The 25,307-nt window shown below is 73.9% G+C and carries 19 protein-coding genes; 13 read left to right on the top strand and 6 right to left on the bottom strand.

Translation table 11 applies throughout. The features are described 5' to 3' along the window. The first annotated feature begins 111 nt into the window (after positions 1-111). The 7 genes from AC07A4_RS15275 (at position 112) to AC07A4_RS15245 (ending at position 9,766) form a co-directional block, all read left to right on the top strand. Entirely contained in the window at positions 112-2,283 is a 2,172-nt protein-coding gene (locus AC07A4_RS15275) for a hypothetical protein (protein ID WP_478598003.1), read from the top strand. 185 nt (positions 2,284-2,468) lie between these two features. Continuing rightward, positions 2,469-4,016 carry a GT4 family glycosyltransferase PelF gene (gene pelF, locus AC07A4_RS15270; RefSeq protein WP_478598001.1) on the top strand — a complete coding sequence of 516 codons (1,548 nt, stop codon included), beginning with the start codon at positions 2,469-2,471 and terminating at the stop codon, positions 4,014-4,016. 1,044 nt (positions 4,017-5,060) lie between these two features. Next, positions 5,061-6,404 (top strand): hypothetical protein, encoded by a 1,344-nt coding sequence (locus AC07A4_RS15265; protein ID WP_478597998.1) that lies wholly within the window; start codon positions 5,061-5,063, stop codon positions 6,402-6,404. A gap of 26 nt (positions 6,405-6,430) precedes the next feature. After that, on the top strand, positions 6,431-7,432 hold the full coding sequence (locus AC07A4_RS15260; RefSeq protein ID WP_478597995.1) for an SDR family NAD(P)-dependent oxidoreductase: 1,002 nt from the start codon (positions 6,431-6,433) through the stop codon (positions 7,430-7,432). Positions 7,433-7,456: 24 nt separating this feature from the next. Continuing rightward, entirely contained in the window at positions 7,457-8,170 is a 714-nt protein-coding gene (locus AC07A4_RS15255; protein WP_478597993.1) for a nucleotidyltransferase family protein, read from the top strand. Positions 8,171-8,177: 7 nt separating this feature from the next. Beyond that, the gene (locus AC07A4_RS15250) at positions 8,178-9,110 is read left to right on the top strand and encodes an NAD-dependent epimerase/dehydratase family protein (RefSeq protein WP_478597990.1); all 933 of its coding nucleotides are present in this window, start codon (positions 8,178-8,180) and stop codon (positions 9,108-9,110) included. Then, positions 9,107-9,766 carry a spherulation-specific family 4 protein gene (locus AC07A4_RS15245; RefSeq protein ID WP_478597987.1) on the top strand — a complete coding sequence of 220 codons (660 nt, stop codon included), beginning with the start codon at positions 9,107-9,109 and terminating at the stop codon, positions 9,764-9,766. The genes AC07A4_RS15250 and AC07A4_RS15245 overlap by 4 nt, the downstream gene beginning before the upstream one ends. Before the next feature lie 2 nt (positions 9,767-9,768). Here the strand turns inward: AC07A4_RS15245 and hemE are convergent, their stop codons facing one another. Continuing rightward, entirely contained in the window at positions 9,769-10,833 is a 1,065-nt protein-coding gene (gene hemE, locus AC07A4_RS15240) for a uroporphyrinogen decarboxylase (RefSeq protein ID WP_478597985.1), read from the bottom strand. Between the two features lie 357 nt (positions 10,834-11,190). Here hemE and AC07A4_RS15235 point away from each other — a divergent pair, with 357 nt between their 5' ends. The 5 genes from AC07A4_RS15235 to AC07A4_RS15215 all read left to right on the top strand — a co-directional run bounded on the left by AC07A4_RS15235 (position 11,191) and on the right by AC07A4_RS15215 (position 17,908). Next, entirely contained in the window at positions 11,191-11,850 is a 660-nt protein-coding gene (locus AC07A4_RS15235) for a DUF3000 domain-containing protein (RefSeq protein WP_478597983.1), read from the top strand. A gap of 245 nt (positions 11,851-12,095) precedes the next feature. Continuing rightward, positions 12,096-12,758 carry a response regulator transcription factor gene (locus AC07A4_RS15230; protein ID WP_030687574.1) on the top strand — a complete coding sequence of 221 codons (663 nt, stop codon included), beginning with the start codon at positions 12,096-12,098 and terminating at the stop codon, positions 12,756-12,758. Positions 12,759-12,836: 78 nt separating this feature from the next. Further along, positions 12,837-14,120 (top strand): HRDC domain-containing protein, encoded by a 1,284-nt coding sequence (locus AC07A4_RS15225; RefSeq protein ID WP_478597981.1) that lies wholly within the window; start codon positions 12,837-12,839, stop codon positions 14,118-14,120. 432 nt (positions 14,121-14,552) lie between these two features. Beyond that, the gene (locus AC07A4_RS15220; protein ID WP_478597979.1) at positions 14,553-15,779 is read left to right on the top strand and encodes a thiolase family protein; all 1,227 of its coding nucleotides are present in this window, start codon (positions 14,553-14,555) and stop codon (positions 15,777-15,779) included. Next, positions 15,776-17,908, top strand: coding sequence for a 3-hydroxyacyl-CoA dehydrogenase NAD-binding domain-containing protein (locus AC07A4_RS15215; protein WP_478597976.1), 2,133 nt, complete (start codon positions 15,776-15,778; stop codon positions 17,906-17,908). Before AC07A4_RS15220 ends, AC07A4_RS15215 begins: the two co-directional genes overlap by 4 nt. A 57-nt stretch (positions 17,909-17,965) precedes the next feature. Here AC07A4_RS15215 and AC07A4_RS15210 read toward each other — a convergent pair whose 3' ends face one another. Continuing rightward, positions 17,966-19,000 (bottom strand): PLL family lectin, encoded by a 1,035-nt coding sequence (locus tag AC07A4_RS15210; RefSeq protein WP_478598907.1) that lies wholly within the window; start codon positions 18,998-19,000, stop codon positions 17,966-17,968. Positions 19,001-19,119: 119 nt separating this feature from the next. On the opposite strand from AC07A4_RS15210, the gene AC07A4_RS15205 reads away from it, so the two are divergent. Then, positions 19,120-19,488 carry a PIN domain-containing protein gene (locus tag AC07A4_RS15205; RefSeq protein WP_478597974.1) on the top strand — a complete coding sequence of 123 codons (369 nt, stop codon included), beginning with the start codon at positions 19,120-19,122 and terminating at the stop codon, positions 19,486-19,488. A gap of 23 nt (positions 19,489-19,511) precedes the next feature. Here AC07A4_RS15205 and AC07A4_RS15200 read toward each other — a convergent pair whose 3' ends face one another. From AC07A4_RS15200 to AC07A4_RS15185, 4 genes are read right to left on the bottom strand one after another with little or no spacing between them, the layout of a single operon-like run. Then, positions 19,512-20,585: a C40 family peptidase gene (locus tag AC07A4_RS15200; RefSeq protein WP_478597973.1), complete on the bottom strand. Its 1,074-nt coding sequence runs from the start codon at positions 20,583-20,585 to the stop codon at positions 19,512-19,514. Between the two features lie 26 nt (positions 20,586-20,611). Next, positions 20,612-21,094 carry a poly-gamma-glutamate biosynthesis protein PgsC/CapC gene (locus AC07A4_RS15195; RefSeq protein WP_478597971.1) on the bottom strand — a complete coding sequence of 161 codons (483 nt, stop codon included), beginning with the start codon at positions 21,092-21,094 and terminating at the stop codon, positions 20,612-20,614. Continuing rightward, positions 21,091-22,860 (bottom strand): poly-gamma-glutamate synthase PgsB, encoded by a 1,770-nt coding sequence (gene pgsB / locus AC07A4_RS15190; protein ID WP_478597968.1) that lies wholly within the window; start codon positions 22,858-22,860, stop codon positions 21,091-21,093. The genes AC07A4_RS15195 and pgsB overlap by 4 nt, the downstream gene beginning before the upstream one ends. Before the next feature lie 5 nt (positions 22,861-22,865). Next, on the bottom strand, positions 22,866-25,094 hold the full coding sequence (locus AC07A4_RS15185) for a HAMP domain-containing protein (RefSeq protein ID WP_478598904.1): 2,229 nt from the start codon (positions 25,092-25,094) through the stop codon (positions 22,866-22,868). Between the last annotated feature and the right edge of the window lie 213 nt (positions 25,095-25,307).

Genomic DNA, 25,307 nt, shown 5'->3' with positions numbered 1-25,307 from the left:
CGTCAGAGCGGCACGGGCACGCACCGCGACGTGTACACGGGCCGTTGGGGGGCGAGCCCTGCGGTGCGTTCCCTCGCCGCGGAACCGACCGTGGAGGGGACCGCGACCAGAATGAACCGCACCACTCGAGCGGCGGCACTCGGGGCCGGCGCTCTGCTCATCGCGCTCTCGCTGCCCGCCCGACCGGCGGTGGCGGCGGGGCAGCCCCGGATCGACCTACGCGTCCTGGTCGTGACCGACGGAGGTCCCGCCACCGCGGCGATCGCCGCCGAACTCACGGCCGCAGGCACCCCGTTCACCACCGTCGACCTGCGCCAGAGCGGCCGTCCCGCAATCGACGCGGGCTTCCTCGCGGACACCGTGGACGGCAGGCCGCGCGCCAGGTTCCAGGCCGTCGTGCTGCCCGACGACAACCCGTTCGGGTCCGGCTCGGCGGAGTTCGCCGCGCTCGCCGCCTACGCGCGGACGTACGACATCCCGCAGGTGGACGCCTACACCTACGCCCGCCCCCAGACGGGCCTGAACACCCCGGAGTACAGCGGCCCCCTCGACGGCACCCGCGCCGAGGTCACCGCCGAGGGCAGGGCGGGACCGTTCGGCTATCTCGCCGGGGCCGTGCCCTTCGAGGACAACTCGCCCACGGTGACCGAGAGTTACGGCCATCTGGCGAAGCCAGCGCCGGGCGCCGACTTCACCCCGTACGTGGACGCGGCGATCCCGGGCGGCTCCGGGCGCGGCGCGCTCGTCGGCGAGTACCGCGGCGACGGACGGCGCCAGCTGGTCGTGACGTTCGTGTACAACCGGCACCAGCGGCAGTTCGCGCTGCTCGCGCGCGGCGTCGTCGACTGGATGACGCGCGGGGTGCGCCTCGGCTCGTCGCGCCAGCACTTCTCCGTGCACGTGGACGACGTGTTCGGCTCCGACGACCGCTGGGACCCCGTGCTCAACTGCACGCCCGGCGACGTCGACTGCGAGCCCGGCCAGGGCACCCGGGACGGCATCCGGATGGCGCCCGCGGACGCCGCCCGCGCCGCCGCCTGGTCCAAGGACCGCGGCCTGCCCCTCGACCTGGCCTACAACGGCGGCGGCAGCGAACTGTTCCGCGACGAGAACGACGGCGAGGACCCGCTCGCGGACGCGCTCGTCGACGAGCCGGACTCCTTCCGCTGGCTCAACCATACGTACGACCACCCGTTCCTCGGCTGCGTCCAGGACACCGCGCAGGTGCCCTGGAAGTGCGCGCGGAACCCCGACGGCACCACCCGCTATGTGTCCCGCACCGACATCGACGAGCAGATCGCCGACAACAGCGCGTGGGGCTGGGACAACGGTCTCCCGCTGGACGACGAGGAGTTGGTGACGGGCGAGCACTCCGGCCTGAGGGTGCTTCCGCAGCAGCCCGACGACAACCCGAACCTGGCACCGGCGCTGCGCGACAACGGCGTGGGCTGGCTCGGCTCGGACCACTCGCGCGAGCCAGGACAGCGCCAGGTCGGCCCGGCCCTGACCGTGCCCCGCTACCCGATGAACGTCTTCTACAACGCGGGCCGCGTGGCCGAGCAGGTCGACGAGTACAACTGGATCTACACGCGCAAGGCCGACGGCGGCAGCGGCCTGTGCGAGAGCTCGCCGGTCACGACGTGTCTGGACAAGCCCCTGGACCTCACGACCGGGTACGCCGACCACATCGTGCCCGTGGAGGCGTCGATCGCCCTCGGACACGTCCTCTCGGGCGATCCGCGCCCGCACTTCGTCCACCAGTCGAACCTCGCCGAGGACCGCATCGCCTATCCGGTCCTCGACCGCGTGCTCGACGCGTACGCGTCGCTGTTCGCGCCGTCCGCGCCCCTGGTCACCCTGCGGATGGCCGACATCGGCGCCGAACTGCGCTCCCGCGCCGCCTGGGACGCCGCCCTCGACGCGGGCCGCGTCACCGCGTACCGCGTCGGCGACACCGTGACCGTGCAGGCGCCGCCGGGCGTGGCGGCGACGGCCACCATGCCCGCCGGGACCCGGCGGCAGCTCCCCACCGGCGATGACGCGTTCGGGGCGCCCTACGCGGGCAGATCCTCGGGCTGGGTCTCCCCCGATCCGCTCCAGGACCGCGTCACGCTCACGCTGCCGTCGGCGCCTGCGGCGAGCGGTCCGGCGAGCGGTCCGCCCGGTGGGGCCCCGAAGGCCGACACCGCCGCCCCACGGCTCCCCGTGCCGCCCGGCGCGGCGCGGCACGTGCCGCCGGGGGCCGCGGGTCACACCCCCGCGCCCCTCCCGGCCGGCCGCTGAACCAGCGCGCGCCGGGGCCAACGGGGGCCGTCGCTCCCGCCCGCGCGGCGGGAACGACGGGGAGCCCCCTCCCCCACTCACTCCGACTCACCCCCCACCCCTCTCGCACCCAGGCGACGCGGCGCGTCCCCCACCTCCGGCACCTCGCCGCCCGCCCCGCGCAACGTCCTCGGGGAGCCCCACCCATGCCCACGCCGTCCGCGACGGTGCCGTTGCCCGCACCCCCCGCCCGCCCCCGCGTCACCCTGCTGACCGAGGGCACCTACCCGCACAGCCACGGCGGCGTCAGCGTCTGGTGCGACCAGCTGGTACGGGGTATGCCCGACGTCGACTTCGACGTCATCGCGGTCACCGGCACCGGGTGCGAGGCCCTCGCCTGGGAGCTGCCGCCGCACGTGACCGCGCCGGTCTGCCTGCCCCTGTGGGCCCCGGCCCCGCCCGGCCGCGCGCCCCGCGCCCGTACCCGGCGCCAACTCCTGGCCACCTACGAGGAGTTCCTCGCCACGCTGCTCGACCCGGCCGCCGAGCACGGCTTCGCCCCTGCCCTGTACGAGCTGGCCGCGCACGCCAGGGCCGGAGCCCTCGGCCCGGTGCTGCGCTCGCACCGCGCGGTCGCCGCGCTCGCCTCGGTGTGGCGGGCGCCCGGACTCGCGGTCGCCGGGGCCCGGCCCAGCCTGCACGACGCCGTCACGGCGACGGGCCTGCTGGAGCACGCGCTGCGCCCGCTCGCGGCGCGTCCGCCCGAACACGGCGTGGCCCACGCGGTGAGCGGCGGCATCGCGGCGCTGCCCGGCCTGATTGCCCGTCACGAGCACGGGGTGCCACTGCTGCTGACCGAGCACGGCGTGTATCTGCGCGAGCGCTACCTGGGCTACCGCACGGGCCCCTACCCCTGGCCGGTGAAAGCGGTGCTGCTCGGGTTCTTCCGGCTGCTCGCCGAGGAGTCCTACCGCGGCGCCGCGCTGATCACGCCGGGCAACCGCTACAACCGGCTCTGGGAGGAGCGCGGCGGCGCCGACCCCGCGCTGATCCGCACCGTCTACAACGGCGTGGACCCCGAGGCGTTCCCGCCCGCGGGCCCGGAGCCCGGAGCGCCCACCCTGAGCTGGGCCGGGCGCGTCGACCCGATCAAGGACCTGGAGACGCTGATCCGGTCCTTCGCCCTGGTCAAGAAGCGGGTGCCCGAGGCGCGACTGCGCCTCTTCGGCGGCACCCCGCGCGGCGGCGAGGCCTACCGGGAGCGCTGCGAGGCCCTCGCCGCGTCCCTCGGGCACGGTGCCGCGGTGGTCTTCGAGGGCCGCGTCGAGCACATCAAGGACGCCTACGCGGCGGGCAGCGTGGTCATGCTGTCCAGCATCAGCGAGGGCTTCCCCTTCACCCTGATCGAGGCGATGTCGTGCGGGCGCGCCACGGTCTCCACGGACGTCGGCGGGGTCCGCGAGGCCGTGGGCGACGCCGGGCTCGTGGTGCCGCCGCGCTCCCCGGAGGCCATGGCCGAGGCGGCCGTCACCCTGCTCCTCGACCCCGCGCGCCGGGCCGCGATGGGCGAGGCCGCCCGGCTCCGCGTCATCGAGCAGTTCACCCTGCGCCAGACGGTGGAGGCGTTCCGGGAGATCTACCGCGAGCTGTCCACGGCCCGCACCCCACCCCTCCACGACACCCACGAACCCCCGCTCCCCACCCGGTCACCGGCCAATCCGGCCCCCCGCACCGAAGGCGAGGCCGCCGGATGAGCGACCCAGCCCCGCCACCCCACGAGAACGGGCCCCCAGAGCACCACCCACCGCCCTGCGCACTGCCCGCCAACCACCCCGGGAGGTGCCCCCGCGCCACACGGCCGCAGGGCCGGAACCCGCGGCCACGGCCAGCCACCCGTCCTGGGCCGCGCCCGACGCCGCCACCACGCCCCGACCCGGCGCCCCAAAAAGCCCAGCGCCAGGTGGCACCGGCCGCCCCGACGGCCCCCCACCGACAGCGAGGCGGCCCCATGAGCGGCCCCACACCCCTACCACCACACGAGAACAGCCACGCCGCACTCACGCGGCACCACCCACCGCCCTGGGCACTGCCCACCAACCACCCCAGACACGGCCCCACACCACCCACCCGCAGGGCCAGGACCCGCGCCCAAGACCAACCACCCGCCCGCCGCCCGCCCTGGGCGGCACCCGACGACGCCGCCACGCCCCGACCCGGCGGGACCCACCCCCCAGACGCCCAGCGCCAGGTGACATCAGCCGCCCCGACGACACCTCCCGACACTCCGGCGCCTCGGCCCACCCCCACACCACCACCCCCCACCGAAAGCGAGGCCGCCACATGAGCGGCCCCAACGCCCTGCCGCCCCGCGAAGACGGCCACGACGCACTCACACAGCGGCACCCACCACCTTGGGCACCGCCCGGCGACCTCCCCAGGCGCGGCCCCGCACCACGCAGCCGCAGGGCCGGACCCACAGCCACCCGACACCGCCCAACACCCCGCCCCACCCCCACACCACCACCCCCCACCGAAAGCGAGGCCGCCACATGAGCGGCCCCACAGCCCTGCCACCACACGAAGACGGCCACGACGCACTCGCGGCGCGGCGCCCACTCTCCTGGGCACCGCCCGACGCCCACCCAAGACACGGCCCCACACCACACGACGGCACGACCGGACCCACAGCCACAGCCACCCGACACCGCCCAATACCCCGGCCCACCCCCACGCCACCCGGCCGCAGGGCCGGAACCCACGGCCAGCCGTCCGCCCGGCGCCGACGCCCGTCCTGGGCGGTGCCCGACGACGGCGGGGCGCCCGCCGCGCCGGACGGGGCCCGCCCCCGGAACCCACGCCCCGACCTGCGCCCGGCCCGCCCCGACGACCCCGTCGACGCGCTCGCCGTCGAGCTGGCCGATGCCGTCGAGACCGCCGTGCACCCCTATGAGGTCGCCGCGGTCCTGGAGTCGCGGGGCATGACCGCCGACCGCGTCCAGGAGGCGTACGGGCACCCGGACCTGTTCTCGCTCGCCGACGCGCTGTACCGGCGGGTGCCGCGCGGCCAGCCCGAGCCGCCGCCGCCACCCGACCCGTGGCGGCCCGACCACGCCCGGTGCGCGCTGCGCGGGCTGCTGTTCGCGCTGCCGGGCGTCGCCTATCTCCTTGCCGCGGGCGCCTGGGGCGCGGCGGGCCCGCACGGTCTGATCGCCGCCGCGCTGGTGTCGTGGGCCTGGTCGCAGGCGCTCAGCCACCGGGCGTACGTACGGCTCGCCGCGGGGCGCCACGAGGCCGCGCGCGCCCTGCTGCGCGGGGCCCCGCCCGGCGTCGCCCTCGCCTGCCTCGCGGGGCTCGCCGTGGCGGGTCCCGGGGCCGCCGCCGTGTTCGCCGCCGGGCAGTCCTGCTACCTCGCGGCCGCCGGGGTGCTGCTCGTGCTCGGCGGTGAGATGCCGCTCGCCGCCGCGCTCGCCCCCGTCGTGGCGGGCGCGGCGGCGCTGCCCTGGTGGCAGCCGCCCTGGGCGCTGCGCCTGGCGCTGCCCGCGCTCACCGTGCTGCTCGCGGCGGGCGCGGCGGGGCGCGCGCTGCGGGCCGCGCTGCGCGCCGACCCGGCGCCCGGGCCCGCGCCGCGCCTCGCGCGCTCGCTGCCCTACGGCCTGTTCGGCCTGGCGGCGGGAACCCTCGCGACGGTCGCGGGCCAGCGGGACCCGTACGCCGTCATCGTGCTGACCCTGAGCATGGGCCCCGCCGAGTGGCTGCTGTACCGCTACCGAGGGCTCGCCGTGGCCGCGCTGCGGGCCTCCGCCACGCCGCTGGGCTTCCGGCTGCGGTCCGCCCGCGCGCTCGGCCTGTGCGTGGCGGCCTACCTCGCCGCCCTCGCCGTGGCCGCCCCGCTGCTCGACGGGCCGCCCGCGCCGCTGCTCGCCCTGGGCGCCGCCCTGTGGACGGCGCTGCTGCTCCAGGCGTTCGGCGCGGCCTGGCCGTCCGCCGCGCTCTGTCTGGGCGCCGCGGTCACCGCCGTGGCGCTGCCCCGTCTGACCCAGCTGCCGCCGGACACCGCCCAGCTCCTGGGCTGTTCGGGCGCGTCGGTGGCCCTGCTCGGCGCCGCCGTCGGCCACTTGGGCCGCCCCACCGCCCACCTCTGAACCACCCACGACCGCCTGGAGATCACATGACGTCCGCTCCGCTCGCCGCCGTCACCGGGGCCGAGGGCTTCATCGGCTCCCACCTCACCGAAGAGCTCGTCGCCGCGGGCCACCGCGTGCGCGCGATGGTCCAGTACAACTCCTTCTCGTCGTACGGCTGGCTGGAGGCCCTGCCCGCCGACGTGCTCGCCGAGGTGGAGGTCGTCCTCGGCGACGTGCGCGACCCGGGCTCGGTCCGGGCGCTCGTCGCCGACGCCGAGACCGTCTACCACCTGGCCGCCCTGATCGCGATCCCGTACTCGTACCAAGCGCCGCACTCCTACGTCGACACCAACGTCACCGGCACCCTCAACGTCCTCGAAGCCGTGCGGCACGCCGAGGTCCCGCGCCTGGTGCACACCTCCACCAGCGAGACGTACGGCACCGCCCAGACCGTGCCGATCACCGAGGACCACCCGATCAACACCCAGTCCCCGTACGCCGCTTCGAAGGCGGGCGGCGACCGGCTCGCCGACAGCTACCACGCGAGCTTCGGCACGCCCGTGGTCACGCTCAGACCGTTCAACACCTTCGGCCCGCGCCAGTCCATGCGGGCCGTCATCCCGGCCGTCATCGGCCAGGTCGCGGCGGGGTCGCGCACGATCACGCTCGGCGATCCGCGCCCCACCCGGGACTTCACGTTCGTCAAGGACACCGCCCGCGCCTTCCTGGCCGTGGGCACCGCGCCCGGGGACGCCGTCGTCGGGCGCACCCTCAACGCCGGTACGGGCGGCGAGATCTCCGTCGGCGACCTGGTGCGCCTCATCGGCAAGGTGATGGCCGCCGACCTGGAGATCACCGAGGACAAGCGCCGCGTCCGGCCCGCGGCCTCCGAGGTCATGCGCCTGGTCGCGGACGCCACCCGGCTGCGGCAGGCCACCGGCTGGGCCCCGGTCCACTCCCTGGAGGAAGGCCTCGCCCGCACGGTCGCGTTCTTCCGCGACCCGGCCAACCTGGCCCGCTACAAGACGGACGTCTACAACATCTGACACCCAGTCACAGGGGAGCTCCCCATGCACGCAGTCATCCTCGCCGGAGGCAAGGGCGTCCGGCTCCGCCCGTACACCACCGCGCTGCCCAAGCCGCTGGTCCCGATCGGCGACCAGCACGCGATCCTGGAGATCGTCCTTCGCCAGCTCGCGGCCGCCGGGTTCACCAGCTGCACCCTCGCCATCGGCCACCTCGGCCACATCATCCGCGCCTACGTCGGCGACGGCTCCCGCTGGGGGCTCGGCGTCGGCTACTCCACCGAGGACAGCCCGCTGGGCACCATGGGCCCGCTCCTGACGATCATGGACAGGCTGCCCGAGCGCTTCCTCGTCCTGAACGGCGACATCCTCACCGACCTCGACTACGCGGACGTGCTGCGCCGCCACCAGGAGTCGAAGGGGCCGCTGACCATAGCGACGTACCCGCGCGAGGTGCGCATCGACTTCGGGGTGCTCACCACCGAGGACAGACGCGTGGTCGCGTTCACCGAGAAGCCGAGCGTGGACTACCGCGTCTCCATGGGGGTCTACGGCGTCTCCCGCGACACCCTCGCCCCCTACACGCCGGGCCTGCCGCTCGGCTTCGACGAGCTGGTCCTCGACCTGCTGAAGGCCGGGAACCCGCCGCACGCCTACGAGTTCGACGGCTACTGGCTCGACATCGGCCGCCCGGACGACTACGACCGCGCGAACGCCGAGTTCACCACGCACCGCGCCCTGCTGCTCAAGGGAGCGTGAGGCAGCCATGCGGATCCTCGTCCTCGGCGCGAGCGGATACCTGGGCGGGCACGTCGCCGGGCGGCTGCGCGCCCTGCCCCGCGCGCGGCTGCTCACCGGCGGCCGGACGCCGGGCGCCGACCTGCGCTGCGACCTCGCCACGGCCACGCCCGGCGGCCTGGCGGAGCTGCTCGCGCGGTCCGCGCCCGACGCCGTGGTGAACTGCGCGGGCGCGGTCGGCGGCACCGCCCTGACCCTGACGGAGGTCAACTCCCGCGGCCCCGCGGCGCTGTGCGAGGCGCTGCGCGCGGCGGCCCCGGGGGCGCGCCTGGTGCACCTGGGCTCGGCCGCCGAGTACGGCCCGCAGCCGCGCGGCGAGCCCACCGGCGAGGACGCCCACGCCCACCCGGTGGCTCCGTACGGCGCCAGCAAGCTGGCGGGCTCCCTGGCGGTCCTTTCGTCCGGCCTGGACGCGGTGGTCCTCCGGGTGACGAACCCGGTGGGCCCGGGCGCCCCCACCGCGAGCCTGCCGGGGCGGCTCACGGCCGAACTGCGGCGCGCGGTGGGCGTGTCGCCGCACGCCACGGTCCGCGTGGGCGATCTGTCCGCGTACCGGGACTTCGTCGACGTGCGGGACGTGGCGGCGGCCGTGGCGCTCACCGTGACCGCGCCCGCCCCGGTGCCGCGGCTGCTCAACGTGGGCGGCGGCCGGGCCGTCGCCGTGCGCGACCTGGTGCACGCCCTGGTGCGCGCGGCGGGCTTCCGGGGCCGGGTCGAGGAGTCGCTGCCCGCCGTCGGCCGCTCCGCCGCGGTGCCCTGGCAGTGCGCCGACGTCACGGCCGCCGCCCGCGCGCTCGGCTGGCGGCCCGCGCACTCCCTCGCGGACGCCGTTGACGCGCTGTGGGCCGCGGACGGCGCGCCCGCCGCCGCGCGCCGGGAGGCCCCCGTGGAGGGGCCGTGAGCACGCTGCTCGTGCCGCTGTACGTCCACCCGGCCGTGGACCCCGCGGCCTGGCGGGCGCTCGTCAGGGCCGCGCCCCGGCTGTACGGCGTGGTGCTCAACGCCGCCGACGGTCCCGGCGCGGCCCCCGACCCGGCGTTCGCCTCGGCCGCGCGCGAGCTGCGCGCGGCCGGGGTGCCGGTCCTTGGGTACGTCGACACGGCGTACGGCGAGCGCGCGGTCCGCGAGGCCGCCGCCGACCTCGACCGGCACCTCGCCTGGTACCGGGTCGACGGCTGCTTCTTCGACCGGGTCGCGCCCGGCCGCCGCGAGCTGCGCCACTGCAAGCGCCTGGTGCGGTGCGCGCGGGGCCGCGGGGCGGCCCCGGTGGTCCTGAACCCGGGCACGCACCCGGCACCGGGCTACGCGCGCGCCGCCGACCTGCTCGTCACCTTCGAGGGCCACTGGACGACGTACCTACGGTCGTTCAGCGCCCCGCCGTGGACGGCACGGCACTCCCCCGACCGCTTCTGTCACCTGGTCTACGGGGTGCCGCCCGCACTCGCCCCGCTCGCCGCGCGCACGGCACGCCGCCGCGGCGCGGGCGTGCACTGCGCGACGCCGGGGGCGGGCCCCAACCCCTGGAGCACCCCGCCGGTGCCGCGCCTGGAGGTGTGAGGTCAGGAGGCCGTACGGGTGTGCACGTGCTCCACGAGCCGCGTCAGGGCGTCGGGGTCGGTGCTGGGCAGGACGCCGTGGCCGAGGTTGAACACATGGCCCTCCAGGCCCGCGGCGGCGGCGAGCACCTCGTCCGCCTTCGCCTCGACGGCCTCGCGGGGCGCGAACAGGACGGCGGGGTCGAGGTTGCCCTGGAGCGCCTTGCCGGGGCCGACGCGGCGGGCGGCCTCGTCCAGCGGCACCCGCCAGTCGACGCCGACGACGTCGGCTCCGGCCTCGCCGAGCAGCCCGAGCAGTTCGCCGGTGCCGACGCCGAAGTGGATGCGCGGCACGCCGTACGAGGCGACCGCGTCGAAGACCTTCCGCGACGCGGGCATGACCGAGCGCCGGTAGTCGGCGGGCGCGAGGGCGCCCACCCAGGAGTCGAAGAGCTGCACGGCGGAGGCGCCCGCCTCGATCTGCACCTTGAGGAAGGCGCTGGTGATCTCCGCGAGCCGGTCGAGCAGGTCGGCCCACAGCTGCGGGTCGCCGTACATGAGCGCCTTGGTGTGCTCGTGGTTGCGGCTCGGGCCGCCCTCGACGAGGTAGCTCGCGAGGGTGAACGGCGCACCGGCGAATCCGATGAGCGGCGTCGCGCCGAGCTCGCCCGTGAGCATGCCGATGGCCTCGGTGACGTACGAGACGTCGTCCGGGGTGAGGTCGCGCAGCCGCGCGAGGTCGGCGCGCGAGCGGATGGGCCGCTCGACGACGGGCCCGACGCCGGGCTTGATGTCGAGGTCGATGCCGATGGCCTTCAGCGGGACGACGATGTCGCTGAAGTAGATCGCCGCGTCGACGCCGTGGCGGCGCACCGGCTGCAGCGTGATCTCCGTGACCAGGTCGGGCCGCATGCAGGACTCCAGCATGGCGGTGCCCTCGCGGACCTTGCGGTACTCCGGCAGGGAGCGCCCGGCCTGCCGCATGAACCACACGGGCGTGTGCGGCACGGCCTCACGCCGGCACGCCTTCAGAAAGGCGGAGTCATACGTCGCGGTCTGCTGGCCGGTGGCCTCGTCATTGACACTCACCCGCAAAGTCTCGCACGGAGCGAAGCCACGCTTGAAAGCCGTCCAGACCAAGCGCGCGGCGCGAGACCCCCGGCCAGGCAATCTCAGCCACCGGCGCCCAGAACAAGCGCGCAGCGCGACAACCCCGGGCCAGGCAATCTCAGCCCGTCCGGCGTTTGAGGACAAGCGCGCAGCGCGACAAACCCAGGCCAGGCAGTACCAGCCCGTCCGGCGTTTGAGGACGAGCGCGAAGCGCGACAAACGCCCCCCAAGGCCACGGGAGAACGGCACCCCGGAGAGAGCGGAGCGCATCCCGCGAGGGGTGCCCGGGGGTGTCTGTGCCTGCACGAGCCCGCCGTTCCCCTTAATCTTCCCCGCATGGCTGCGGCTCAGGGACAACGGTCGGACGGCGCCGACGAGATGGACAGCGCGCGGGAGGCGGTGGCGGACACCGCTCCGCCGCCGTTCCGCGCCGCGGTGGACGGGCTGCGCGGGGCACGGCTGCGGCCGCAGATCGAGGTGGAGCCGACCCGGCCGCCCCAGCGCCTCGCGCCCTTCGCGTACGCCCTTGAGGCGGCCGTCGTGGAGGACGACGAGGACCTGGCGGACGGGCGGCTCGTGCTGTTGCACGACCCGGCCGGGCACCCCGCCTGGAACGGGCAGTTCCGGCTGGTGACGCTGGTGCGGGCGGAGCTGGAACCGGAGATGGCGGCCGACCCGCTGCTGCCGGAGGTGTGCTGGTCGTGGCTGACGGGCGCGCTCCAGACGCGCGGCCTGTCCTGCGGGGATCCGAGCGGCACGGTCACCCGGGCCGGTTCGCACTACTTCGGCGGGCTCTCCGAGCGCCCGCCCGCCTCCCAGATCGAGATCCGCGCCTCGTGGACGCCGCGGGAGGGCGCGGGGGGCGTGCCGGACACGGGGGCGCACCTGGCGGCCTGGTGCGAGCTCCTGAGCCAGATCGCGGGCCTGCCGCCCGCGGGGCCCGTGGACGGCTCGGTGGTCACGCTGCCGCAGCGCCGGGGGCCGCGCAGCGGCTGATCCCGGGCACCGCGCCGGGGTGGGGCGTGTGCGCCGGCTTGACGCGCCGGGTCGGGGATACCGCCAGGTGAATGGTCGGATGATCGATCACATGTCCGAATCGCCCGAATTTGTTACTCACCAAATCGTGATCATCCCCTAAAGGCGGCCGCACCAGGTGCCGAAGAGGTCTGTGACCTTGAAACGTACGGTTCGCCCCGGCTTCTTCCCCGAGCCGGCCCGTCCCGCCACCCCCAGGAGGCCTGGTGTCCGTTCTCCTCGAGCAGCCCGCAAGCCTGGTCGCCTACCGCCCGAACAAGCCGACCGCCATGGTCGTCGTGGCCGACCCCCGCGTCCGCTCCACCGTGACCCGCCACCTGTGGGCCCTCGGAGTGCGGGACGTCATCGAGGCCTCGTCCATCGCTGAGGCTCGTCCCCGCATCGGCAACCCCCGCGACATCTGCGTCGCGGACGTCCACCTTCCCGACGGCTCCGGCCTGACCCTCCTGTCCGAGACCCGCGCCGCGGGCTGGCCCAACGGCCTGGCCCTGTCCGCCGCCGATGACATCGGCGCCGTGCGCAACGCCCTCGCGGGCGGCGTGAAGGGGTACGTCGTCACCGGCACCCGTACGAACGTCGGGCTCCCCACCCGACCCGGTGCCGCCCCCATCGGCTCCGCCGCCGCCCGCATGCACCGCCGCCCCCCGGGTGCCCCGAGCCACCCGGGCGGCTACCGCGAGTTGTCGGGGCGGGAGGTCGAGGTCCTCCGGCTCGTCGCCGAAGGGCAGTCGAACAAGGCGATCGGCGTCTCGATGGGCCTGTCCGCCCTGACCGTCAAGAGCCACCTCGCCCGCATCGCCCGCAAGCTCGGCACCGGAGACCGGGCGGGAATGGTAGCGGTGGCCCTGCGCACCGGCATCATCCACTGACCGATTTACACCCCCTGAGCGCCCGTCGACGTAACGTTCCGTCGACGGGCGCCGTCCGTTCACAGATACCCTTGACAGGTGACCGACGCCCAAGAGACCGCAGCAGACAGCTCACTGCGAACCACCGGAGGCGCTCCTCCGGACGAAGGCGTCACAGGCGTCTCCGTCGACGGGACACCCACTCCGCTGCTCGAACCGCGCGACGGCATCCCGCCCGTCGTCTCGGACCCGGACACGCTCGCGCAGGTCATCGCGGCATTTGCCGCCGGTACGGGACCGGTGGCCGTGGACGCCGAGCGCGCCTCCGGCTACCGCTACGGCCAGCGCGCGTACCTCGTCCAGCTCCGCCGCGAAGGCGCGGGCACCGCGCTGATCGACCCCGTCGCCTGTCCCGATCTGTCCGGCCTCGGCGAGGCCCTGGCCGACACCGAATGGGTCCTGCACGCCGCCACGCAGGACCTGCCGTGCCTGCGGGAAATAGGCATGATTCCGTCGACCCTGTTCGACACGGAGCTCGCCGGGCGCCTCGCCGGGTTCCCGCGCGTCGGCCTCGGCGCGATGGTCGAGAGCGTCCTCGGCTTCGTCCTGGAGAAGGGCCACTCCGCCGTCGACTGGTCAACCCGCCCGCTGCCCGAGCCCTGGCTGCGCTATGCCGCGCTCGACGTGGAGCTCCTCGTCGACCTGCGCGACTGCCTGGAGAAGGAGCTCGACCGGCAGGGGAAGCTGGAGTGGGCCCGGCAGGAGTTCGACGCCATCGCCAGCGCCCCGCCCGCGCCGCCCCGCAAGGACCCCTGGCGGCGCACGTCCGGCATGCACAAGGTGCGCCGCCGCCGTCAGATGGCGGTGGTACGGGAGCTGTGGACGGCCCGGGACCGCATCGCGCAGCGCCGTGACGTGTCGCCCGGCAAGGTCCTCAGCGACGCCGCGATCGTGGAGGCCGCGCTCGCGCTGCCCGCGAACGTGCACGCCCTCACCGGCTTGCCCGGCTTCGGGCACCGCATGGGGCGCCGCCAGCTCGACCAGTGGCAGGCCGCGGTGGAGCGCGCCAAGGCGCTGCCCGAGGCGGAGCTGCCGCAGCCGGGCCAGGCCGTGACCGGGCCGCCGCCGCCCCGGTCCTGGGCCGACCGTGACCCCGCCGCCGCGGCCCGCCTGTCCGCCGCGCGGGCCTCTGTGTCGGAGCTGGCCGAGCGGCTGAGCATGCCGCAGGAGAACCTGATCACCCCGGACACCGTCCGCCGGGTGTGCTGGGAGCCCCCGGCTCCGGCCTCCCCCGACACCGTGGCCGAAGCCCTCGCGGGCCACGGCGCCCGCCCCTGGCAGATCGAACTGGTAGCCCCGGCCCTGGCCGCCGCCCTGGCCTGAGCCCGGCCCTTCCCTGCGGGTGGGTGGACGGTTACCCGCCGCTACCGCGGCGGGTTTCTCCCACCCACCCACCCGTTCACCCGGCGGTGCCACCTGCGACCGGGACGCGGAGCGCTGCGGCTGGTGCCGAGCGCGCGGGCGGACTCCCCCCCACCCACCCCCTCACCCGCAGCGCGGTGAGGCCGCTGGCGCGCCGTGCTGCCCGGAGGCTTGGCCTTGCACTCCCGAGCGAACGGGTGGGCGGGTGGGAAACCCCCGCCGCGGTAGCGGCGGGCACCCCCCCACCCACCCGCACCGCCACTCGCACCCCCACCCCACCCCCACATGTGACATGCACCTCCCCCGGGCAGCCCTTGGCCTACTAGTTACCGGTAAGTAGCATGACCCCAGGAAGCGCGCCGCAGGCGCACCGCACCCTGGAGGAGAGCCATCGTGCCTCGTACCGTCAGGGACGTCGTTTTCGTCGACGGCGTCCGCACCCCGTTCGGCAAGGCGGGTCCGAAGGGCATCTACCACGAGACCCGTGCCGACGATCTGATCGTGAAGGCGATCCGGGAGCTCCTTCGCCGCAACCCGGCCCTCGACCCGGCCAAGATCGACGAGGTCGCCGTCGCCGCCACCACGCAGATCGGCGACCAGGGGCTCACCATCGGCCGCACGGCCGGGATCCTCGCGGGCCTTCCGCAGTCGGTGCCGGGCTACTCGGTCGACCGGATGTGCGCGGGCGCGCTCACGGCCGTCACGACGACCGCCGGGTCGATCGCCTTCGGCGCGTACGACGCCGTGATCGCCGGTGGTGTCGAGCACATGGGCCGCCACCCGATGGGCGAGGGCGTCGACCCGAACCCCCGGTTCGTGAGCGAGAAGCTCGTCGACGAGTCCGCCCTGTTCATGGGCATGACCGCCGAGAACCTGCACGACCGCTACCCCTCCATCACCAAGGAGCGCGCGGACGCGTACGCCGTGCGCTCGCAGGAGAAGGCGGCCAAGGCCTACGCCAACGGCAAGATCCAGCAGGACCTGGTGCCGATCTCCATCCGGAACACCAACGCCGAGGTAGGCGAGACCGGCTGGGGCCTGGCCACCCAGGACGAGCCGATGCGCCCGGGGACCACCCTGGAGAACCTGGCGGGCCTCAAGACGCCGTTCCGCACGCACGGCCGCGTCACCGCGGGCAACGCGGCGGGTCTCAACGACGGCGCCACCGCCTCGATCATCGCCTCCGAGGACTTCGCCCGGGAGAACGGGCTTCCGGTGAAGATGCGGCTGGTGTCGTACTCCTTCGCGGGCGTCGAGCCGGAGGTCATGGGCTACGGCCCGATACCGGCCACGGAGAAGGCGCTCGCCCAGGCGGGCCTGAGCATCTCCGACATCGGCCTGTTCGAGATCAACGAGGCCTTCGCCGTCCAGGTGCTCGCCTTCCTTGAGCACTACGGCATCGCCGACGACGACGCCCGCGTGAACCAGTACGGCGGCGCCATCGCCTTCGGCCACCCCCTCGCCTCCTCCGGTGTCCGTCTGATGACGCAGCTGGCGCGGCAGTTCGAGGAGCAGCCGGAGGTCCGCTACGGCCTCACCACCATGTGCGTCGGCTTCGGCATGGGCGCGACGGTCATCTGGGAGAACCCGCACCACAAGGACGCCGGAGGCGACAAGTGAGCACCACCACCGCTGAGCTCCTGAAGGGTGCCGCCGAGCTGTTCCCGGACGAGGTCGTCACGCAGGCGCACGTACGCCACCTCGACCTGCCGTACGGGGCCGGGCGCTTCGCGCTGATCACCCTCGACAACGGCTTCGACCACACCAAGCCGACCACCTTCGGCCCGCAGTCCCTCGCGCACCTGAACGCCGCGATCGACCAGGTCGAGAAGGAGGCCGCCGAGGGCGAGATCGTCGGCGCCGGCGTCACCGGCAAGCCGTTCATCTTCGCCGTCGGCGCCGACCTCAAGGGCGTCGAGCTCCTGAAGCGGCACGAGGACGCGCTGGCCATCGGCAAGGGCGGCCACGACGTCTTCAAGCGCCTCGCGGGCCTCGCGGTGCCGACGTTCGCGTACTACAACGGCGCCGCCATGGGCGGTGGCGTCGAGGTCGGTCTGCACTGCACGTACCGCACGGTGTCGAAGGCGCTGCCCGCGTTCTCGCTGCCCGAGGTCTTCCTCGGCCTGGTGCCGGGCTGGGGCGGCTGCACGCTCCTGCCGAACCTGATCGGCGCGGACCGCGCGGTTTCGGTCATCATCGAGAACTCGCTGAACCAGAACAAGCAGCTCAAGGGCGCGCAGGTCTTCGAGCTCGGCATCGCCGACGCGCTGTTCGAGGGCGCGGACTTCCTGGAGCAGTCCCTGCTGTGGACGGCGTCCGTCCTCAAGGGCGACGTCGAGGTGGCCCGCGCCGACGTCGACCGCGGCGAGGCCTGGGACGCGGCGGTCGCCCGCGGCCGCGCGATCGCCGACTCCAAGGTGCACGGCGCGGCCCCGGCCGCCTACCGCGCCCTGGACATCATCGCCGCCGCGAAGGACGGCGACGCGGCGAAGGGCTTCGACGCCGAGGACACGGCGCTCGCCGACCTCATCATGGGCGGCGAACTGCGCTCCGGCATCTACGCGTTCAACCTGGTGCAGAAGCGCGGCAAGCGCCCCGCGGGCGCCCCGGACAAGAACCTGGCGCGCCCGGTCACCAAGGTCGGCGTCGTCGGCGCCGGTCTGATGGCCTCCCAGCTGGCCCTGCTGTTCCTGCGCCGCCTGGAGGTGCCGGTCGTCCTGACCGACATCGACCAGGAGCGCGTCGACAAGGGCGTTGCCTACGTCCACGCCGAGATCGACAAGCTCCTCGGCAAGGGCCGGATCAACCAGGACAAGGCCAACCGCCTCAAGGCCCTGGTGACGGGCGTCCTGGACAAGGCCGAGGGCTTCGCCGACGCCGACTTCATCATCGAGGCCGTGTTCGAGGAGATCGGCGTCAAGCAGCAGGTGTTCGCGGAGGTGGAGGCCGTGGCCCCCGCGCACGCGATCCTGGCGACGAACACCTCGTCCCTGTCGGTCACCGAGATGGCCTCGAAGCTGAAGCACCCCGAGCGGGTCGTCGGCTTCCACTTCTTCAACCCGGTCGCGATCCTGCCGCTCCTGGAGATCGTGCGCGGCGAGCAGACCGACGACGCGTCCCTGGCCACGGCCTTCGGCGTCGCCAAGAAGCTGAAGAAGACCGCGGTCCTGGTGAAGGACGCCCCGGCGTTCGTCGTGAACCGCATCCTGACCCGCTTCATGGGCGAGATCCAGAACGTCATCGACGAGGGCACCTCGGTCGAGGTGGCGGAGAAGGCGGTCGAGCCGCTCGGTCTGCCGATGTCCCCGCTGGTGCTCCTGGAGCTGGTCGGCCCGGCCATCGGCCTGCACGTCTCGGAGACGCTGAACCGCGCCTTCCCGGAGCGTTTCACCGTGTCGCCGAACCTGAAGGCCGTCGTCGAGGCGGGCAAGCGCGGCTTCTACGTCTACGACAGCGGCAAGCCGGAGCTGGACCCGGAGGTCGCCGCGCTCCTGAAGCAGGGCGACTCCGTCCTGACCGAGGAGCAGGTGCGGGCCCGTGTGCTCGACGCCGTCGCCCAGGAGATCGGGCTCATGCTCGACGAGGGTGTCGTCGCCGAGGCGCAGGACATCGACCTGTGCCTGATCACCGGCGCGGGCTGGCCCTTCCACCTGGGCGGCATCACGCCGTACCTGGACCGCGAGGGCGTCAGCGAGCGGGTGAACGGCAAGCGGTTCCTGGAGCAGGGGCTCGCCAGCGTCCCCGCGTGAGACGATCCGCGCGCATGAGTGCCCGGCACGCCGACTGGCGTGCCGGGCACCGGCGTGTCAGCGGCCCGTGACCGGCTGCTCCCAGGCCTTGAGGGCGAGGCCCGGCTCGTCCTTGCGGCGGGTCAGGCGCAGCGCGTCGGTGCCGGGGACGTAGGTCGCCGCGACCACCCGGCCCTGGGCGTCCTCGGCGAGCGCGATCCGGGTGTCGACGGGCAGGGCAGGGCCCGACTCCGTCCACCAGGCGCCCGCCGACTCCAGTTCGGTGGGGTACGCGGCGAACGCGACCCGGCCGCTGTCCGCGCGCTGGGCGAGCAGCGTGCAGTCGTGGCCGTCGAGCGAGCAGCGCACGGCGGCGACGGGCCCCGGGCCCGCGGCGGTGAGCAGCCGCACCGGCTCCTCCTCGCCGCGCCAGGCGCACAGCTCGCCGTCCTCGGCGGTGAAGAACAAGGTGGTGTGCTCGGCGGACGTGGCGAGGGCGCGCAGGGTGCCGGGGCGGGCGCGGAAGGGCAGCGGCTCGTCCATGACGGGCACCTTGCCCGGCCCCGACTGGCGCCAGCGCAGGATCGCGTCCGGCGTCGTCGCGTACGCCACGACCCGGCCGGACCCCGCGGTCACGACGGCGAGTTCGCCCCGTACGTCCGTGCCCTTGAGGTCCCGCCAGGGGCCCCAGCCGCCCTTCTCGCGCTGGCCGCGCATGCTCACGCCGCCGCCCCGGTTCGGTACGAACACATGGGCGCGGCCCTCGGCGTCGACGGTGACGGCGGGCACGCCGGTGCGGTCGCCCGTCTTGTTCGGGTGGCCGAGCGGGTTCCAGTCGAGGGCGGCGAGGTGGGGCTGGAAGTGCGTGGCGTGCACCAGGCCGGACTCGCCGGGGACGGTGGGGCGCCAGGACACCAGGTGGGCGTAGGTGTCGGCGCCCTGGGCGACGGCGAGCACCGGGTGCACGCGCTGGTCGCCGCCGAGCACGCGGGGCGGGGACCAGTCGCCGCCGGGCAGGCCCTCCGCGCGGCACTCGACGGTGTCGCCTTCGGGTCCGAAGACGTAGACGCACAGGCTGCCGCCGCGTCCGCGTATGAGCCAGTCGCCGTTCACGGCCGAGGTGCTGAGGGCTGGGGGCATGCGGCTATTCCGGGGCGATGGAGGGTTGCGGTGCCCCCCACTCTAATGGTCCGGGGCCCGGTGGCCCCACCCGGGCGTGCGACCCTGGCCGCATGGAGAGAGTGACCCTGGTGGTCGATGCCGCGAACGTGGTCGGTTCAGTGCCGGACGGCTGGTGGCGGGACCGGCGGGGGGCCGCGGAGCGGCTGCGGGACCGGCTTGTGGCGGTCGCCGCCGAGGGGGTCCCCGGGGTGCCCGGGCCGCTGGACGTGGTCCTCGTCGTGGAGGGCCGGGCCCGGGGTGTGGAGTCCGTGCCCGGGGTGCGGGTGGAGTCCGCGCCCGCCAGCGGCGACGACCACATCGTGCGCGTGGTCGCCGACGCCGCGGGCCCGTGCGTGGTCGCCACGGCGGACCGGGAGCTCCGGGACCGGGTCAGCGCGCTCGGTGCGGTGTGCGTGGGGCCGCGGACGGTGCGGCCTTAGCTACCGGGCGGCCCGGGGGCGGACTACAGCCTCTTCGCGCTGCGCAGCGCCGCCGCGTAGTACCCGTTGCCGTCGAGGCGCGACGTGCCGCCCTTGTCGCCGATCGTCGGTCCGTTGACCTCTTCCCGGCTGGAGATGAAGATCTTGTGGCCGTCCGCGTCGTGCCCGAGGAAGATGCCGACGTGGTCGAGGCGCTGCTTGGTGCGGGCGTCGAGCTTGAAGAACACCAGGTCGCCGGGCTGGACGACGTCGATGGTCTTGGGGCGGTCGGTGGCGCCGACGCCCTTGAGGGGCAGGACGGGCGCGCCGACCTTGCCCCGGGCCATGCCGTTGGCGGTGCGCGGCAGACCGTCACCGGCGTCGTCGCTGGCCATCAGCGGGTAGCGCGCGCGGTAGCCGAAGACGGTGCGGATGAACCCCGAGCAGTCGATGGCGCGGGCCCGCTTGGCCTCGGGCTGGATGGTCGTGCCGTCGCGGAAGGTGTAGGGGATGCCGAGGTAGTCGTAGAAGTCGGACTGCTCCTCGCGCAGGTCGTTGCCCTGGCTGCCGTTGGGGTTGAGGGGTCCGAAGTTGGCGTCGCCCGCGTAGGCGATGCCCTCGTCGTCCTTCTTGACCGGCGCGCCCTGCACGTACTGGAAGGAGATGGCGAAGACGTCGTCCTCCTCGCTGCCCGCGTACTGCTTGTACCAGTCCTTGAACCACTTCTCCTTCTCGGCGCCCTTGCGCCAGACCTCCGGCATCAGGCGGACCCAGTCGTCGGTGACGACGCGGGACTTGGTGCTGGTGGGCTCGGCGAAGGTGCGGCTCGGGCCGGTGAGCGTCGCGGTGCGCGCGCCGTCGGTGAACGAGGCGAGCACCTTGCCGCCCTCGGTGCGGAGGACCGAGCGGTCGGGGTTGCGCAGGCGCTCCCAGGACTGCTTGCCGCCCTGCGCCGAGGCGCCGTTGTCGAGGCGGCCGGGACTGTCGGTGACGGCCTGCACCTCGGGCGTCTTGTCCTTCTCGTCCTTGCGCAGTTCGACGGTCAGGAAGGCACTGCCCGCGAGCAGGGCGAGCACGGTCGCGGCGTGGAGGGCGGGGCGCTTCTTCTTGGGCGGCATAGGTGGCTCCGGAAGTCGGGACGGATTCAGGCGGAGGGCATGAAGCCGAGGAGGATCCCGGCGGTGAGGACGACATAGGCCATGAGGGTCACCGAGCCCGTGGCGAGCAGGGTGGGCCCCTTGGGCTGGCGCACCAGCTGGTAGGCGATCAGGCCCGGCACGATGAAGCCGAGGGTCTGGTTGCTGTACATCAGCGGGAATTCGAGGGAGAGCACGATCATCACGGTGGCCTGGAGCACCACGCCGGTCAGCACGACCGCCGCGAACAGGCGCTTGCCGTACAGGATGATGAAGCGCTGCATGAGGAGCGTGCAGACGTACGTCAGGACGGTGACGCCGACGACCATGGCGGCGCGCTGGAGGTCCTCGACGAGAGTCAGCGCGAGCCAGCCCGGCGTGATCATGCCGCCGGGCGACAGGTTGGTCGTCAGATAGCAGACCAGGGAGAAGAGCAGCCCGAGCGCGATGCCGATCGCGGCGATCTCGGGGGTGAGGACGGAGGGGATCAACGGGGCTCTCCTGGGCTGTGCCACTGCTGCGGGTCGTCGGCGGCGGGGGAAGCGGGCGGGACACGCGGCTCGAACAGGCCGCGGGGCTCAGCGGGCTGAGCGGGCTCGGGTGCGTGCGGCACCTGCTGGTGCGGATACGCCTCGTACGGGGCGGGCTCGTACGCGGCCTCCTGACCGTAGGGCTCCTGACCGTAGGGCTCCTGCGGCACGTAGGCGTCCTGCTGCGCGTGGCCCTGGTGGCCCTGCGCCGCGTACGCGTCGTACTGCTGGTGCTGGTGCTGGTGCTGGTCGTAGCCCTGCTGCCCGTACTGCGCCTGCTGTCCGTGCTGGGCGTACTGCTGCTGGTCGTAGCCCTGGTGCTGCGCGTACTGCTGCTGGTACGCCCCGTACGGCTGCTGCTCCGCGGCGCGCTGGGCGGGCACGTGCACGGGCGCGGCCGGGGTGAGCTGGTGGTGGGCGTAGCGGTGCTCGTACGCCTCCGGGTAGTGCTGGTACGGGTCGATGTGCGGCTCGTACAGCGGCGTCGACTGGGTTTCCTCGGGGCTCGCGCCGGGGGCGGGGGCCGCCGCGGCGGGCTCCTCGCTCTCGTCGGCCGGGAGTTCCGCGAGGTGCTCCAGGAGCACCTCGCCCTGGCCGTGGATGTTGCCGATGGCAACGAGCGAGGAGTTCGGGCCGAGCTGGCCGAGCAGCTGCCCCATGAACTCCTCGGGGTCGCGCCGGTCGCCGCCGAGGTCGACGGCGCGCGAGCGCCACTCGGCGGGGATGGCGTCGATGGCGGACTTGGCGGGGTGGCCGATGACGAAGACCTTCTCCGGCTCCAGGTCGGGGATGATCTCGCCCATCTGGCCGTTGCGCTCGACGCGGTCGGGGCGGCAGTTGATGACGACGTTCAGCGGCCGGTGGATGGCGCCGAGGTCGAGCAGCTGGTTGATGTTCATCAGCGTCGACTCGGGGTCGTTGGCCGCGAACACGTTGGCGAAGCGGAGCTTCTTGTCGTCGTGGGTGACGTACCGCTCGACGGAGAGGACACCGGGGTCCGGCGGCGCGTCGTACATGCCCTGCAGGGCCGTCTCGCGCTCCACGCCGAGGAGTTCGGCGACCTTCAGGGCGATGGCCACGTTCTCCTTGAACGTGAACCAGCTGAAGCCGCGCAGCTCCTCGTCGCTGACCGTGTCGGGGTCGGCGTAGATGAGCTGGCAGTTCCGGGCGTCGGCCTCCTCCTTGAGGATGTCGAAGCGGTCCTTCTCCGCGGTGACGCAGATCCCGTCCTCCGGCATGGACCGGGACAGGGAGCGGGCGACGTCGTCGAGGGTGGGGCCCATCTCGGCGAGGTGGTCCTCACGGACGTTGCACAGCACGCCGATGGTGGAGCGGATCAGCTTGGACTGGTTGATCTCCTGGAGCGCGGGCATGACCGCCATGCACTCGATGACCAGGGCGTCCGGGTTGTACGCCGCCGCCCGGCGCACGATGCCTATCTGCTCGACCACGTTGGCGATGCCGAACTTGCGGTAGACCGGCTCCTCGGTGGCGTCCGGGTGGATGAACCGGGCGGCGGTGCCGGTGGTCTTGGCGACCGTGGTCAGATCGCCGCCGCGCAGCGCGCCCGCGCACAGGCGGGTGATGGAGCTCTTGCCGCGGATGCCGTTGACGAGCACCCGCGTGGGTATGTGCTCCAGGTTGGTGAAGTGCCGCCGCTGCTCGATCACCCCGGCGACGAGCAGGACGGCGCAGCACACCACGAGCACGGTGAAGAGGAAGTACACGGCGTTCAGTTCCTTCCGGCGAGCGGCGCCGGGGCACCGTCCCGCTTGCGCTGCGAGCCCAGTTGCTGCCGGATGAGCTCCAGGCTGCGGGTGACGGCGCCGACCTCGTCGTGGTGGACCGGGAAGAGGACGGTGCGGCGGTCGCCGTCCGCGAGCTTCTCGGCCTGGTCGGCGAGGTTCCGCAGCGGGCGTACGACGACGATGTGCAGCCAGCCCAGGCAGGCCGCGGCGGCGGTGATGCCGAGAAGACCGGCGAGGACCGTGCGGTTCTGCAGCGTGTACTCGGGGATCGGCAGGCCGGACGCGGGCTGCCAGCTCACCACGGTCCAGCCGACGGACTCGGCGGCGCCGCCCCCGGCGAACGGGGACGCGGCGGCGATCTCGATGTCGTCGCCGTCGCGGTACAGCACGCCGCTGGGCCGCGGGTTGGCGCCGACCTTCTGCCCGGCGCCCTCGACGAGGCGGTCGAGACGGCCCGCGGGCAGGCCCTGGAACTCGCGGTAGCCGGTGTTGCCGCCGAGGATCTTGCGGTCCTTGTCGACGACGCGGACCGTGCCGAGTCCCGGGCGCTTGAGCAGCGAGTTCAGGAAGTCGATGCGGAACTCGCCGACGACGGCGGTCCCGGCGCGGCCCGGCACCTCGGCCGTGCCCAGGATCACCGGCTCCTTGCCGTCGTCGTCGAGGACGCGGATCGCGCGCGCGGACGGCTTGTCACCGGCGGCGCGCGGGTCCGAGCCCGCCTCGGAGAGGACCTCGCCCTTGGCGTCGAGCACGTACAGGGACCGGTAGCGGCTGTGCTGGTTGAGGGTGTTCTCGAGGACCTTGTCGATCTCGTCGGGCTTGGTGCGGGCGCCGATGAGCGAGGCCACCGAGGTGAGGTCGGCGTGGCCCTCGTTGAGGGCGCGGCGGACCCGGTCGGAGATGGTGTCGGTGCGCTCGCGCTGGTCGTTGACGAGCTGCTGCGGCACCTGGACGTCGTCCCCGGCGCGGTTGAGCAGGAGAAGCAGCGGCGCCGACCACACGAGCAGCAGCACGCCGCAGACCGCGAGGAGCGTGCGGGCGCCCGGCTTGCGGCGGCCCTTGGGGGTCTTCGCGGCGTCGGCGCTCTCGCCGAGCAGCTGGCGGCGCAGCCGTTCGAGGGCGGCGCCGATGCGGGCGGCCTCGCCGTGCTTGGGCACGGTCACCGGGCGGCTGAGGTCGCCGCGGGTGAGGCGGCGGCTCTCCAGGAAGAGCCGGATCAGCGGGCGCTGCACGGTGCGCAGGAGCACGAACACGGTCAGGCCGCCGATGAGGAGCAGGGCGCCCGCGGCGATCAGGCCGAAGGCGGAGCTGTCGGCGCGGTCCTCGTCCTCGGTGACGGGCACCATGGCGACGACGCTGAGGCCGAGCCGGGTCGCCACGGTGGACTCGCCCGCCTCGGGCGCGGCCAGGGAGGCGTAGCCGCCGATGGCCCGCTCGCCGAGGAAGCGCTCGCCGATGAGGTGGCCGCTGACGCCCTTGTAGCCGCCGGAGCCCGGCTCCTTGGACATCAGCGGGTGCTGGCGGGACTTCTTGGCGGCGGCGCGGGCGAACGACTTGATCTGCTGGTTGGCCTGCTTGACCTCTTGGCGCTCGGTGGGCCCGCTGACCTGCTCGGGCTCGGGGATGCCGTCGGTGCTGAGGATGCGGCCGTCCTGGCCGACGACGGCGATGGAGCGGAACTCGCCGAGGCTGATGCCGGGGAAGCGCAGGCTGCTGGAGGCGACGAGCAGCTGCTGCGGCTGTCCCTTCCAGGTGAGCACGGCGAAGGACAGCAGCCGGGTCTCGCCGTTCTCCAGGCGGACCATGCGCGGCTGGAGGCCGTCCTCGTCCTTGAGCTTGGCGCGGTCGATGGCCGCGAGCGGCACGTTCTCGCCGCGCGCGGCGAGGAGCTTGCCGGAGCGGATCTCGACGACGGCGGTGCCCATCCACTTCTGGTACACGCTGCTGATCTTGTCGAGCACGGCGTCGGCCTGGACCGGCTCACCGGCGTTGAAGAGACCGGCGGTGCGCGTCAGGTCGGTGACGGACTCGTCGATGGAGGCGCGCAGCGCGATGGCGCCGTCCTCGGCGAAGTGCTGCTGGGACTGCTTGACCGCTTTGGGGACGGCCTCTTGGCCGACGCGGCCGAGGGTGAGGGCGGTGACGCCCGCCAAGGCGAGGAGCAGGACCGACAGGACGGCTATCGGCGGCCGGATGCCGCCGATGAGGGACATGTCGGTCCTTCGGCGGACCTTGTGCCGCCGCTTCGTGGGCGAAGCGGCCAAGGGGGTGCTCCTCTCCTGGAGTGACACAGTGTGGTGACACGGCGTGTGGGAATCGCGCCATGGCGTGACAGGACGCACGGGGCGATCGGAATGTCATGACCCATGACGGGGCTGGATGGATGTACGAGAATAACCAGGTGTGAGCTACGTCAAAGATCCATC

Source organism: Streptomyces sp. NPDC043996, assembly GCF_056435225.1.
The sequence above is the reverse complement of the archived record's forward strand: the minus strand, read 5'-3'. Positions and strand labels throughout refer to the sequence as shown.

What these genes read in the sequence shown, in the direction of transcription:
- AC07A4_RS15275 (WP_478598003.1), top strand. Translation starts at nt 112, where the DNA reads ATGAACCGCACCACTCGAGCGGCGGCACTCGGGGCCGGCGCTCTGCTC.
- pelF (WP_478598001.1), top strand. Translation starts at nt 2,469, where the DNA reads ATGCCCACGCCGTCCGCGACGGTGCCGTTGCCCGCACCCCCCGCCCGC.
- AC07A4_RS15260 (WP_478597995.1), top strand. Translation starts at nt 6,431, where the DNA reads ATGACGTCCGCTCCGCTCGCCGCCGTCACCGGGGCCGAGGGCTTCATC.
- AC07A4_RS15255 (WP_478597993.1), top strand. Translation starts at nt 7,457, where the DNA reads ATGCACGCAGTCATCCTCGCCGGAGGCAAGGGCGTCCGGCTCCGCCCG.
- AC07A4_RS15250 (WP_478597990.1), top strand. Translation starts at nt 8,178, where the DNA reads ATGCGGATCCTCGTCCTCGGCGCGAGCGGATACCTGGGCGGGCACGTC.
- AC07A4_RS15235 (WP_478597983.1), top strand. Translation starts at nt 11,191, where the DNA reads ATGGCTGCGGCTCAGGGACAACGGTCGGACGGCGCCGACGAGATGGAC.
- AC07A4_RS15205 (WP_478597974.1), top strand. Translation starts at nt 19,120, where the DNA reads ATGGAGAGAGTGACCCTGGTGGTCGATGCCGCGAACGTGGTCGGTTCA.
- AC07A4_RS15200 (WP_478597973.1), bottom strand. Translation starts at nt 20,585, where the DNA reads ATGCCGCCCAAGAAGAAGCGCCCCGCCCTCCACGCCGCGACCGTGCTC.
- AC07A4_RS15185 (WP_478598904.1), bottom strand. Translation starts at nt 25,094, where the DNA reads ATGTCCCTCATCGGCGGCATCCGGCCGCCGATAGCCGTCCTGTCGGTC.